The sequence below is a fragment of the Cellulomonas sp. T2.31MG-18 genome (assembly GCF_964266755.1).
Taxonomy (GTDB): domain Bacteria; phylum Actinomycetota; class Actinomycetes; order Actinomycetales; family Cellulomonadaceae; genus Cellulomonas.
Map to the genome: position 1 here is coordinate 148,814 of NZ_CAXWGW010000001.1, position 12,385 is coordinate 161,198.

The 12,385-nt window shown below is 73.5% G+C and carries 13 protein-coding genes and 1 pseudogene; 9 read left to right on the forward strand and 5 right to left on the reverse strand.

Annotated features, from left to right (window positions below):
* The first annotated feature begins 111 nt into the window (after window positions 1-111).
* The 7 genes and pseudogenes from ACFQTY_RS00675 to ACFQTY_RS00705 form a co-directional block, all read left to right on the forward strand.
* Entirely contained in the window at window positions 112-1,062 is a 951-nt protein-coding gene (locus ACFQTY_RS00675; RefSeq protein WP_378095828.1) for an ABC transporter ATP-binding protein, read from the forward strand.
* Window positions 1,062-1,910: a hypothetical protein gene (locus ACFQTY_RS00680; protein ID WP_378095831.1), complete on the forward strand. Its 849-nt coding sequence runs from the start codon at window positions 1,062-1,064 to the stop codon at window positions 1,908-1,910. Before ACFQTY_RS00675 ends, ACFQTY_RS00680 begins: the two co-directional genes overlap by 1 nt.
* A 223-nt stretch (window positions 1,911-2,133) precedes the next feature.
* Window positions 2,134-3,372, forward strand: a complete 1,239-nt coding sequence (locus tag ACFQTY_RS00685; RefSeq protein ID WP_378095834.1) for a sensor histidine kinase — start codon at window positions 2,134-2,136, stop codon at window positions 3,370-3,372.
* A complete protein-coding gene (locus tag ACFQTY_RS00690) occupies window positions 3,369-4,049 on the forward strand; it encodes a response regulator transcription factor (RefSeq protein ID WP_337974132.1) in 681 nt (226 codons plus the stop codon). The genes ACFQTY_RS00685 and ACFQTY_RS00690 overlap by 4 nt, the downstream gene beginning before the upstream one ends.
* A 68-nt stretch (window positions 4,050-4,117) precedes the next feature.
* Window positions 4,118-4,624, forward strand: a complete 507-nt coding sequence (locus ACFQTY_RS00695; RefSeq protein ID WP_378095838.1) for a helix-turn-helix transcriptional regulator — start codon at window positions 4,118-4,120, stop codon at window positions 4,622-4,624.
* 10 nt (window positions 4,625-4,634) lie between these two features.
* Window positions 4,635-5,039, forward strand: coding sequence for a VOC family protein (locus tag ACFQTY_RS00700; protein WP_263731924.1), 405 nt, complete (start codon window positions 4,635-4,637; stop codon window positions 5,037-5,039).
* A gap of 62 nt (window positions 5,040-5,101) precedes the next feature.
* Window positions 5,102-5,149: pseudogene (locus ACFQTY_RS00705) on the forward strand (phage DNA packaging protein J); the annotation flags it as partial.
* Between the two features lie 122 nt (window positions 5,150-5,271).
* On the opposite strand, the gene ACFQTY_RS00710 reads toward ACFQTY_RS00705, so the two are convergent.
* From ACFQTY_RS00710 to ACFQTY_RS00730, 5 genes are all read right to left on the reverse strand, one after another.
* Complete coding sequence (locus tag ACFQTY_RS00710; protein ID WP_378095842.1) at window positions 5,272-6,873, reverse strand: dihydrolipoamide acetyltransferase family protein; 1,602 nt, start codon at window positions 6,871-6,873, stop codon at window positions 5,272-5,274.
* A gap of 57 nt (window positions 6,874-6,930) precedes the next feature.
* A complete protein-coding gene (locus ACFQTY_RS00715; protein ID WP_378095845.1) occupies window positions 6,931-7,989 on the reverse strand; it encodes an alpha-ketoacid dehydrogenase subunit beta in 1,059 nt (352 codons plus the stop codon).
* Window positions 7,986-9,137: a pyruvate dehydrogenase (acetyl-transferring) E1 component subunit alpha gene (pdhA, locus tag ACFQTY_RS00720; RefSeq protein WP_378095848.1), complete on the reverse strand. Its 1,152-nt coding sequence runs from the start codon at window positions 9,135-9,137 to the stop codon at window positions 7,986-7,988. The genes ACFQTY_RS00715 and pdhA overlap by 4 nt, the downstream gene beginning before the upstream one ends.
* Window positions 9,138-9,306: 169 nt before the next feature.
* A complete protein-coding gene (gene hisC, locus ACFQTY_RS00725) occupies window positions 9,307-10,395 on the reverse strand; it encodes a histidinol-phosphate transaminase (protein ID WP_378095851.1) in 1,089 nt (362 codons plus the stop codon).
* Window positions 10,396-10,407: 12 nt separating this feature from the next.
* Window positions 10,408-11,400, reverse strand: coding sequence for a helix-turn-helix transcriptional regulator (locus ACFQTY_RS00730; RefSeq protein WP_378095854.1), 993 nt, complete (start codon window positions 11,398-11,400; stop codon window positions 10,408-10,410).
* A 59-nt stretch (window positions 11,401-11,459) separates the two neighbouring features.
* Here ACFQTY_RS00730 and ACFQTY_RS00735 point away from each other — a divergent pair, with 59 nt between their 5' ends.
* Window positions 11,460-11,903 (forward strand): VOC family protein, encoded by a 444-nt coding sequence (locus ACFQTY_RS00735; RefSeq protein WP_378095857.1) that lies wholly within the window; start codon window positions 11,460-11,462, stop codon window positions 11,901-11,903.
* A gap of 90 nt (window positions 11,904-11,993) precedes the next feature.
* A complete protein-coding gene (locus tag ACFQTY_RS00740; protein WP_291760475.1) occupies window positions 11,994-12,383 on the forward strand; it encodes a phage holin family protein in 390 nt (129 codons plus the stop codon).
* Window positions 12,384-12,385: the final 2 nt, after the last annotated feature.

A 12,385-nucleotide genomic window follows, 5' to 3' on the forward strand; every position in this document is an offset into this window, starting at 1 on the left:
CCGGTCGGAGGACGACGACGAGGCCCCCGCCGGGTGACGCTGGTGCCGCACTCCACCGGACCACGCCCGTGACACGGCCCGTCCGCCACCAGCCCACAGACAGGCGGAACGATGATCGAGCTCCATCAGCTGACCAAGAGGTACGGCGACAAGGTCGCCGTCGACGGCATCACCGCCACCATCCCCCCGGGGGTGGTCACCGGCTTCCTCGGACCCAACGGCGCCGGGAAGTCCACCACCATGCGGGTGGTGCTCGGCCTGGACCGGCCGACCTCCGGCGTCGCCCTGGTCAACGGGCGGCCGTACGTCGACTCGCGGGCTCCCCTCGCGGAGGTCGGCGCGCTGCTCGACGCCAAGGGGACGGACGGTGGGCGGACGGCGCGCAACCACCTGCTGGCGCTGGGCGCCACGGTCGGCGTGGGACCGCGTCGGGTCGACGAGGTGCTCGGCACCGTGGGGCTCAGCCACGTGGCGGGCAAGCGGACGCGGGAGTTCTCGCTGGGCATGGGACAGCGGCTGGGGATCGCCGCGGCGCTGCTGGCCGACCCGACGGTGCTGCTGCTCGACGAGCCCGTGAACGGCCTGGACCTCGACGGCATCCAGTGGATCCGCGCGCTGCTGGCCGAGCTCGCCGCGGAGGGCCGCACGGTGCTGCTGTCGTCGCACCTGATGAGCGAGCTGGAGCTGGTGGCGGACCACCTGCTGGTGATCGGCCGGGGCCGGATCCTCGCGGACATGCCGATCGCCGAGTTCATCGCGAACGCGTCGGTCGGCACGGTCGTCGTCGCCTCGCCGGACGCCGCCACGCTCGCCCCGCTGCTCGCCGGCGACGGCGTGACCCTCACCTCCACGGAGGCCGGGACGTTCGAGGTGCGAGGACGTGCGGCCGACGAGATCGGCGACATCGCCGCCGCGCACGGCCTGCGCCTGCACCAGCTGGCCACCCGCACCGGCTCGCTCGAGTCCGCCTACATGGCCCTCACTCGCGACGAGGTCGAGTACGCCGGTGCCGTCGAGCACCACGCCCCGCACGCCGGAACCGCCCAGAGGAGCGCCGCCTGATGACCACCACGATCCCGTCCCCGACCACCGTCCTGCCCGACCGGCGGCTGATCAGGCACTACCGGCAGAGCTTCGGGCGGGTGATCCGCTTCGAGTGGATCAAGTTCCGCACGCTGCGCGCCAGCTGGGTCGGCCAGGCCCTGCTGGTCGCGCTGCTCATCGGCTTCTCCGCACTGGCCGCCGCGATGTCCAACAACCGCATGGGGGACACGGGCCGTGCGGGCCGGTTCGCCGAGATGGGGCCCGTGGCCACCGTGCTGACCGGCGCCAACCTCGGCGTGCTGGTGGTCGGCGTGCTCGGCTGCATCCTCGGAGCCCGCGAGTACGGCTCGCGGATGATCGCCTCGACCGTGGCAGCTGTGCCGCGGCGCTGGCAGGTGGTGCTGAGCAAGGCGGTGGTGCTGACCGCCGTGCTGCTGGTCAGCACGCTGGTCGGGGTGTTCGGGGCGTTCTTCCTCGGCATGTCCGTGCTGCACTCCGGCGGCAACCACACGGCGGCGCTCGGCGACCCCGGGGTGCTGCGCCAGGTGGTCGGCATGGCGGGCTACCTGACGGCCGCCGGCCTGCTCGGCATGGGTCTCGGCGTCCTGCTGCGCAGCGTCGCCGGGAGCATCGGCGTGCTGATCGCCGGTCTGCTGGTGCTGCCGCAGCTGGCCGGCGCGCTGCTGCCCGCCAGCTGGGACCCGGCGCTGAAGTACCTGCCGAGCTCGTCCGCGGCGGCGTTCACCACGATCGACCGCGCCGGGACGGACGTGCTGAGCTCCGGTGCGGGCGCCGCGGTGCTGGTCGTGTGGGTGCTCGCGGTCGTGGGCGGCGCGGTGTGGGCGATCAGCCGGCGCGACGTCTGACCAGACGGTGCACCGACGGCTCGGCACGGCACGGCTCGGCTCGGCTCGGCTCGGCTCGGCACCACCATCCCCTTCCGGCGCTGTACGCCCGGTGTACGTACACCAGGCGTACAGCCCGAAAGGGCTGGCGGATCTCCCCGCCGACACGCGGCGACGCTCGACCGCCCGGGACCGGCGGCAGTCCGGGCGAGCTCCAGATGAGGGCGGACCTAGGGTGGCGCGCATGGTGAGGGTCAGGACGGTCGTCGGGGAGCTGCGTGCGCGCCCGGCTCTGGTCGACCTGCTGGTGGCCGTCGCCCTGGCCGTGGTGTTCCTGCGGGTGCCCACCCTGATGGCGCAGTCCGGACGCTACGGCGGCGGCTTCGACCTGAGGATCACCCGGCCGGACGTCGTCCTGACACTGGTGAGCGCCGCCGCCCTGACCCAGGTCAGGCGACTGCCGTTGGTCACCCTGCTCGCCACCGGCACCGCCGCTCTCGCCGCGCTCCTCGGCGAGTGGTCGGTCAACCTGGCCCAGCTCGCCCTCGTGATCGCCCTCTACGTCTACGCCAGCCGCGCCTCTCGCGCGCACGCGCTGGTGGCCGCTGCGACCACCTCCGTGGTGCTCGGAGCCACCTGGGCCCTCGGGCTGACCGTGGCCGACCAGGTGTGGGGACGGCACAACCTGATCCTCTGGCTGTGGACGGCCGCGGCGCTCGGCATGGCCGTGCAGGGACGGCGGGCCAGCCTCGCGGCGCTGCAGGACCGGGCCCGGCGCGCGGAGGAGACCCGCGAGGAGACCGCGCTGCGCCGGGTGGCCGAGGACAGGGTGCGCATCGCGCGCGAGCTGCACGACGCGATCGCGCACCACGCCGCGGTGATCAGCGTGCAGGCGGGCGTCGCCGAGCACGTCGTCGAGCGCGATCCCGCCGCCGCACGCGAGGCATTGCACCACGTGCGCGAGTCCGCGAAGGCGGTGCTGACCGAGCTGCAGTCGGTGCTGGGCGTGCTCCGGCAGGACGAGGCCGACCTGCCGACCGCCCCGACACCGGGCCTTGACCGCGTCGGGGAGCTGGTGGCGTCGTCCCGCGCGATCGGCACACCGGTGACCGTCGAACGCTCCGGACCGCCGTGGCAGCTGACGCCCGCGGTCGACCTGACGGCGTTCCGCCTGGTGCAGGAGGCGCTGACGAACGTGCAGAAGCACGCTGCGGGGGCGCACGCCACCGTGCTGCTGTCCACGCGCGGCGATCGTCTGGAGGTGACGGTCACCAACGACCGGCCGCCGGCCCGTGCGGTGCCGCGCGGTCCCGGCGACGGCCCGACGCCCTCCGAGGACGGACCGATCGGCTCGGGCCTCGGGCTGGTGGGCATGAGGGAACGGGTCGCGGCGGCCGGTGGGCAGCTCCAGACGGGCCCGACCACGGACGGCGGCTACCGGGTCGCCGCGCAGCTGCCGCTGGCCCCGCGGGCGGATCGATGACCACCCGCGTGGTGATCGCCGACGACCAGGCGCTGATCCGTGCCGGGTTCCGGGTGCTGGTGGACGGCGCCGACGACCTGGAGGTGGTGGGCGAGGCGGCCGACGGCGCCCAGGCCGTCGAGCTGGCCCGCAGCGCCCGCGCCGACGTGGTGCTGATGGACATCCGGATGCCAGGCGTGGACGGCCTCGAGGCCACCCGCCGCATCTGCTCGGACGAGGACCTGGCCGGCGTGAAGGTGCTGGTGCTCACTACCTTCGAGCTGGACGACTACGTGTTCCTCGCGCTGCGCGCCGGTGCCAGCGGGTTCCTCGGCAAGAGCGTCGACCCGGACGACCTGCTCGACGCGATCCGCCTGGTCGCCGCCGGTGAGGCGCTGCTGTCCCCCGCCGCCACCCGCAGCCTGATCACCACGTTCCTCTCCCAGCCCAACCGGGTGGCCGCCGCCGGCGTCCCGGCGCGGCTGGAGCAGCTGACCGACCGCGAGCGCGAGATCGTCGCCCTGGTGGCCGAGGGGCTGACCAACGACGAGATCGCCGAACGCCTGGTGATCTCCCCCGCCACGGTGAAGACGCACGTCAACCGCTCGATGGTGAAGCTCGACCTGCGCGACCGCGCCCAGCTGGTGGTGGTCGCCTACCAGACGGGGCTCGTCCGCGTCGGTCCCGCCGAGACCTGACGACGCCAGCCACCGGGGGCGCGAGCAGGGAGCAGCGGTCGAGCCGCGGCCATGTGCACAATCGGTGCATGGCGGCGGACCTCGACGAGCTGCGACGGCTGCGCCGTGCACGTGACCGGATCGACCGCGAGTACGCCGAGCCGCTGGACGTCCCCGCGCTGGCCGGCACCGCGTTCATGTCGACGGCACACTTCAGCCGCCGGTTCCGCGAGGCCTACGGCGAGACGCCGTACGCCTACCTGATGACCCGGCGGATCGAGCGGGCCAAGGCCCTGCTGCGGCGAGGCGACCTCAGCGTCACCGAGGTCTGCTTCGAGGTGGGCTGCACCAGCCTCGGCTCGTTCAGCTCCCGGTTCACCGAGCTGGTGGGCCAGACCCCCAGCGAGTACCGCGCCGCTGACCACTCCCACCTGCACGACGTGCCCGTCTGCCAGGTGATGGCCGTCACCCGGCCGCAGCGCCGACGCTCCAGCACCTCGGCGGGGGCCGGCCCCGGCGCCACGCCGGACACCGTGCCATCGAGCAGCTTCGAATCGAGCAGTTTCGAAGAAGCACCCGCCACGGCGCCCGCCTAGCGTCGTCGTCATGACCGTTTCCCTCAGCGGCGTCCACGTCGCCGTCGACGACATCGACACCGCCCTCGCGTTCTACCGCGACACGCTCGGCATGACCGTGCGCAACGAGGTCGCCCAGGGCGGCTTCCACTGGATCACCCTGGTGAACGAGAGCCAGCCGGAGATCAACATCGTCCTGTCCGAGGCGCACGCCGGCCGTTCCCAGGAGGACGGCGACGCGCTGGCCGCCCTGCTGGCCAAGGGCGCGCTCGGCATGCTGCAGCTGCGCACCGACAACCTCGACGCGACGTTCGAGAAGGTCGCCGCCGCGGCAGGCGCCGAGGTGCTGCAGGAGCCCGTCAGCCAGCCCTGGGGCGTGCGCGACGCGGCGTTCCGCGACCCGGCCGGCAACATGGTCCGCATCGAGCAGGCCTGACCCGAGCCCACGGCCGACCTCCCTGGTGGGACCGGCCGAGCCGCTCGGCCTGACGAGCCGCTCGGGGCCGCCGACCATGTGGCGCCCGCCCGGGCCGCCCTCAACCCCTGGTGCCCTTTCGCGCTGTACGCCTGGTGTACGTATACAGGGCGTACAGCGCGAAAGGGAAGGTCGTTCCCGCCCGGACGCGCGGCTCACGGGCGCCGGAGGAGCCGGCGCACGCCCGCGGGGGTCAGCCCCAGACGAGGGCCTGCGCCGGGTCGGCCAGGATCGTCGCGATGTCGGCGAGCACCCGCGAGCCGAGCTCCCCGTCCACCAGCCGGTGGTCGACGGACAGCGCCAGCTGGGTCACGTGGCGGATCTTGATCTTCCCCTTGTGCACCCAGGGCTGCTCACGGATGGCGCCGAACGCCAGGATCGCGGCCTCGCCCGGGTTGAGGATCGGCGTCCCGGTGTCGATGCCGAACACCCCGACGTTGGTGATGGTGATGGTGCCGTCGGACATCCCCGTCGGGGACGTCTTGCCGGCCCGTGCGGTCGCGGTCAGCTCGCCGAGCGCCTGCGCCAGCTGCAGCAGGTTCATCCGGTGGGCGTCCTTGATGTTGGGCACCACAAGACCGCGCGGCGTGGCCGCGGCGATGCCGAGGTTCACGTAGTGCTTGTAGACGATCTCCTGCGTCTGGTCGTCCCACGAGGCGTTGACCTCGGGGTGCCGGTGCACCGCGAGCAGCAGGGCCTTGGCGGCGATCAGCAGCGGCGTGACCCGGACGTCGGCGAACTCGCGGTCGGCGCGCAGCCGTTGCACCAGGTGCATGGTGCGCGTGACGTCGATCGTGTGGAACACCGTGACGTGCGGGGCGGTGAACGCGCTGGCGACCATCGCCTCGGCGGTCCGCTTGCGGACCGACTTGACGGGGACCCGCGTCTGGCGGCCCTCGGCGGACACCGTGCCGCTGGCCAGCCACGGCGCGTCGTCGCCCGGGTAGGTGGCCAGCGTGCGGCCCTCCGCCCGGTTGGCCTGCTCGAGCACGTCCTCCCTGGTCACGATCCCCCCGGGACCGGTCGCCGTGACGATCTCCAGGTCGACACCCAGGTCCTTGGCGAGCTTGCGCACGGGCGGCTTGGCGAGCGCGTGGAAGGCGCCGGACGACGACGATCCCGACGACGCGGTGCTCGGCACCGCGCCGGCACTGCCGTTCCCCGCGCCGGCCGGACGTGCCGCCGGGGGGACGGATGCCGCCACGGGTGCGGCCGTGGCGGCAGGCGCCGCAGACGCGGTGGCCGGCGCAGACACGGTGGCCGGCGACGTGCTGACCGCTGCGCCTCTGGAGGCGGGGGCGCTCGGACTCGTCGCCGCGGCCGCGGCGCCCGCGACGCCCGCGCGCGGACGCCGACCGGACCCACCCGACCCCAGCCCGTACCCGACCAGCACGGACCCGGAGGTCTCCGCCCGTTCGTCACGGGCGGCCCCGATCTCCTCCGCACCTCCCGGCTCCTCGGACGCGCGGGACGGGTGCTCGTGGTGGCCGTGCGGCGACTGGGCCCCGCTCACCGCGCCGCCACCGGCAGCGGGCGCCGCCGTCCCCGAGGGGTCGGTGTCGATCTCGATGATCGGCGTCCCCACGTCCACCGTGGTGCCCACCTCGACCAGGATCCGGCTGACCACCCCCGACCAGGGCGACGGCAGCTCGACCAGCGACTTGGCGGTCTCGATCTCCACGATCGTCTGGTTGACGCTCACCACGTCGCCGGGCGCGACGCGCCACTCGACGATCTCGGCCTCGGTCAGGCCCTCACCCGCATCGGGCAGCGGGAACTGCTGGTAGGTCGGCACCGGTGTCTCCTCGGTACGTCAGGGGGAAGGCCGCGGAACGGCGGGTGGGTCGGCCGGTCAGAACGCGAGCGTGCGGTCCACGGCGTCGAGCACGCGGTCCAGGCTCGGCAGGTACTCGTGCTCGAGCTTGGCCACCGGGTAGGGGGTGTGGAAGCCACCGACCCGCAGCACCGGAGCCTGCAGGTGGTAGAAGCACTCCTCGGTGATCCGCGCCGCGACCTCGGCACCGGAGCCGTACAGCACCGGCGCCTCGTGCACCACGACGCAGCGGCCGGTGCGGCGGACCGACTCGGCGACCGTCGCGGTGTCCAGCGGGGAGATGGCACGCAGGTCGATCACCTCGAGGCTGGTGCCCTCGGCGGCGGCGGCGTCGGCCGCCTTCAGCACGGTCGCCACGCTCCCGCCATAGGTCACCACGGTGACGTCGGTGCCGGGGCGGACGATGCGCGCCCGGTTCAGCACGGCGTCGTCGGGCGCGGGGACGGAACCGGGGACCCGCTCGTCGTCGGCCGGGCCCAGGTCCACCTCGCCCTTCTCCCAGTACCGCACCTTCGGCTCGAAGAAGAGCACGGGGTCCGGCGACGCGATCGCCGCCCGGATCATCGTGTACGCCTCGGCCGGGCTCGACGGGCTGACCACGCGCAGCCCGGGCGTGTGCGCGAACAGCACCTCCGGCGACTCGCTGTGGTGCTCCACCGCGCCAATGCCGCCGCCGTAGGGCACCCGGATGACGACGGGGACGGTCAGCCGACCGCGGGAGCGGTAGTGCAGCTTGGCCAGCTGGGTGGTGATCTGGTCGAACGCCGGGAAGATGAACCCGTCGAACTGGATCTCGCACACCGGTCGGTAGCCGCGGAGCGCCAACCCGATGGCGGTCCCGACGATGCCCGACTCGGCCAGCGGGGTGTCCACCACGCGCTGCGCGCCGAACTCGTCGTACAGCCCGTCCGTCACGCGGAACACGCCGCCGAGCTTGCCGATGTCCTCGCCCATCAGCAGCACCTTGGGATCGTCGGCCATCGCCCGACGCAGTCCCAGCGTGATCGCCTTGGCGAAGGTCAGCTTCTGCACGCCGGCCGGGGCGGCCGCGGTGCGCCGCTCGGTGGTGGTGGTCATCGGTGGGCCTCCTCGGTGTCCAGGAACGACGCCTCGTACCGCGCGAACGCCTCGCGCTCGCCGTCCACCACCGCGTGCGGGGTGGCGTACACGTGCTCGAACATGCTGTCCGCGGGCGGTTTCGGCATCGCGCGCACCTGGGTGCGGACCCGCTCGCCGAGGGCGTCGGCCTCGCCGGCCAGCTCGGCCTGGAAGACCTCCGGCAGCTCACCGGCGGTCTCGAGGTAGGCCTTCAGGCGGTCGATCGGGTCACGACGCCGCCAGTGCTCCTCCTGCTGGTGCGTGCGGTAGCGCGTCGGGTCGTCGGAGGTGGTGTGGGCGCCCATCCGGTAGGTGAACGCCTCGATGAAGGTGGGACCGCCGCCGTTGCGGGCCCGGTCCAGCGCCGCGGCCGTGACGGCGTAGGTGGCGATGACGTCGTTGCCGTCCACCCGGACGCTCGGGATGCCGAAGCCGGGCGCGCGGTCGGCGATCGGCACCAGCGCCTGCCGGGTGGTGGGCTCGCTGATCGCCCACTGGTTGTTCTGGCAGAACAGGACGACGGGCGCCTGGTTCACGGCGGCGAAGACGAGTGCCTCGTTGACGTCGCCCTGGGACGTGGACCCGTCACCGAAGTACGTGATCACCGCGGCGTCCCGCGCCGCGTCGCCGGTGCCGACCAGCCCGTCGCGCTGCAGCCCCATGCCGTAGCCGACGGCGTGCAGCGGATGGGCGCCCACCACCAGCGTGTACAGGTGGAAGCTGACCGCCTCGGAGTCCCAGCCGCCGTGGTCCACCCCGCGGAACAGCCGCAGGATGTCCACCGGGTCGACCCCGCGCACCATGCCGACGCCGTGCTCCCGGTACGACGGGAACACCTGGTCCTGGTCGCGCACGGCGTGCCCGGAACCGACCTGCGCCGCCTCCTGACCCAGCGCCTGGGCCCACAGCGCCAGCTCGCCCTGCCGCTGCAGGCTGGTCGCCTCGGTGTCGAACCGGCGGGCCAGCACCATGTCGCGGTACATCGCGCGGAGCCGGTCGGCGTCCAGCGCGTCCGCATAGGGGTCGGAGTGCGCCACGCGCTCGCCGGCGGGGGTGAGCAGTTGGACGAGGCCGTCCTCCGTCAGAGGGCCCTCGTGCGGGGGGAGAGACGTGGGAAGAGTGGTCACGCGTGCTCCTCGTGTGCGGCGGTGCGCCCGCTCCCGGCGCCGAACCTACGTCAGCGTAGGCTACGCAACCGTAGGTTTCCCGGCCGGGGTGCCGACAAGCCTTCCGGGGCCGGTTTGTCGGCTCCCCACAGCGTGCCGCGCACGGCGGCGGAGGGCCAGTGGGACGCGCTCAGCGCCGCACGAGCTCCGCGGTCACCTCGAGCAGCAGGTCCGTCGCCTCGGTCTCGCCGACGCTGATCCGCACGCCGTCGCCGGCGAACGGCCGCACCAGCACCCCGGCACGGGCCGACCGGTCCGCGAACGACGTCGCGTGCTCCCCGAGCGCCAGCCAGACGAAGTTCGCCTGGCTGTCCGGCACGTCCCAGCCCTGGGTGCGCAGGCCGGTCAGCATGCGCGCGCGCTCGGCGACGATCGCGTCGACCCGCGTCCGCATCTCCTGCTGCGCCGCCAGGGACGCCAGCGCCGCGAGCTGGCCGATGTGCGACACCCCGAACGGCGTCGAGGCGGCGCGGATCGCCGCGGCCAGACGGGGGCGGGCGACGGCGTAGCCGACGCGCAGACCGGCCAGCCCGTACGCCTTGGAGAACGTGTGCAGCAGCACGACGTTGGGGTGCTCGGCGAAGACGGCAAGGCCGTCGGCCGCCTCCGGGTCGCGGACGAACTCGACGTACGCCTCGTCCAGCAGCACCAGCACGTCCTTCGGCACGGCGTCGAGCAGCACCGCCAGCTCGTCGGCGCGCACCGCCGGGCCCGTCGGGTTGTTCGGCGTGCAGATCAGCAGCACGCGCGTGCGCGGCGTGACGGCGGCCGCCATGGCGGCCAGGTCCAGGCGACCGTCGGCACCCACCGGCACCGGCACTCCGACGGCACCGGCCAGCGTGATGTAGATCGGGTACGCCTCGAACGAGCGCCACGGCAGCACCACCTCGTCGCCGGCCTCGCACACGGCGGCCAGCACGTGGCCGAGCAGCGCCACCGACCCACCGCCGGTCACCACCGACTCGACCGGCACGTCCAGGTGCCGCGCGATCGCCTCCGTCAGCTCGGTGGCGTACATGTCCGGGTACCGGTTCACGTCCACGGCACCGTCGGCGATCGCCGCCATCACCGAGGGCAGGGGCGGGAACGGGTTCTCGTTGGACGACAGCTTGTACGCCATCGCCCCGCCGCCGGCGCGGGCGCCCGGCACGTACGGCGGGAGGTCGGCGAGGGCACGGCGAAGAGGGACGCGGGGGGCGCGGGTCACGCCGGACAGCATGCCACCGCGCCGTCAGCCCTCCGCGGCCGGGGTGGCGGCTGCGGTCAGCCGATCCGCCAGGTCGCGCAGCAGCGGCCGGAGCTCCACGGGTCCGTCGACGACGAACGGCACCGGGACGCCCCCGAGGACCGTCGGCACCCAGTCGAGCCGCTCCACCTGGATCACCACGCGCGTCCAGCCCTCGTCGTCCGCGTCGTCCAGCGTGGCGATGCCCGCCGGGAACATGCCGCGCACCGCGTCCACCGGCGCCTGGACGCGCAGCCGGACCGCGTGCCGACGTGGTGCACCGGCCACCGCCCGCAGCAGCGCACCGGCGGGGTCGAACCCCTCCGGCACCTCGAACGAGCCCGGCAGCGTGCTGAGGGCCTCGATCCGGTCCACCCGGAACGTCCGGACGCCTGGTGCCGCCGGGTCGGCGGCGGTCACGTACCACCGGCCGGCGTGGGCGACGATGCCGTACGGGTGGACCGTCCGGCTGCTGCGGCGGCCCTGCGAGTCGGTGTACTCGAGCGCGACCGGCCGACGGTCCCGCGCCGCCTCGACCACCACCAGCAGGTGGTCGGCCTGCACCGTTGCCGGGTCGCCGGTCGGCGCCGTGAACCGCACGCCGGTCAGCAGGGCGTCCAGCCGGTGCGCGAGCGTCTTCGGCAGCACACGCAGCACCTTGGCGGTGGCGCTCTCCAGGGCGACGGTGCTCGCGCCGGGCACGCCGCCGGTTCCCGCGGACCCGGAGCGACGCGAGCCGACGAGGCCCAGGACCACCGCGAGCGCCTCGTCCTCCGTCAGCATCAGCGGGGGCATCCGGTAGCCCGGCACCAGGTGGATGCCGCCGTAGCGGCCGCGTACCGACTCGACCGGAACACCGAGGTCCACCAGGTGCTCGACGTACCGACGGACGGTGCGCTCGTCGACCCCGAGCCGCTGCGCCAGGTCGGCCGCGGTGCGCGTCCCACCGGCCTGCAGGATCTCGAGCAGCGCCAGCACGCGGGCGGTCGGACGGGTCACCCCGACATCCTCGCCGAAACCGGGCCGATCCTGTCCGGTATCCCTCCTACCGTCACCGCATGACCTCGACCGACCCCGCTGTCCACCGTCCCGCCTCGCTCGTCTCCGTCCGCCTGATCACGGACGACGTCTCCGGCCTTGCCGCCTTCTACGAGCTCGTCACCGACACCCCCGCCCGCTGGGCGACCCCCGACTTCGCCGAGCTGCCCACGCCCGCCGGCACGCTGGCGATCGGCAGCACACGCACCGTCGCCGCATTCGCGCCGGGTTCCGTCCACGCCGCCGACAACCGCACCGCGATCGTCGAGTTCCTGGTGGACGACGTGGACGCCGTCTACACCCGGCTGCACGACGGGCTGACCGACGCCGGTGGCACCTTCGTCAACGAGCCGACGACGATGCCCTGGGGCAACCGCTCCCTGCTGCTGCGCGACCCCGACGGCACCCTGGTCAACTGCTTCACACCGGTGAGCCCCGAGGCGAGGGCCAGGTTCGGACGTTGACGCCGCCGGGCCGACCGTCCGACCCGCTGACCAGGCATCGATGCACGTCAGGCCTGGTCGGCGGGCCGGTTCGGCTGGCAGGATCGAACCGTGCGCTTCGTGCTGCGGGTCCTCATCAACGGCGTGGCGATCTGGCTGGCCACGCAGCTGCTCAGCGGTATGCACGTCAAGGTGGCCGGTGGCGGGTTCACCGGCAGCACCGTCGGCGTGCTGCTGCTGGTGGCCTTCGTCTTCGGCCTGGTCAACGCGATCGTCAAGCCGATCGTGGCCATGCTCTCCCTGCCGCTGTACGTGCTGACGCTCGGCCTGTTCACGCTGGTCGTCAACGCGCTGATGCTCATGCTCACCGCCTGGATCACCAGCCACGCCGAGTGGGGCCTGCAGGTCGACAACTTCGGCACGGCCGTGGTCGGCGCGCTGATCATCAGCATCGTCAGCTGGGTGCTGTCCCTGGTGGTCGGCCGCCGCCGCGTCCACTGACT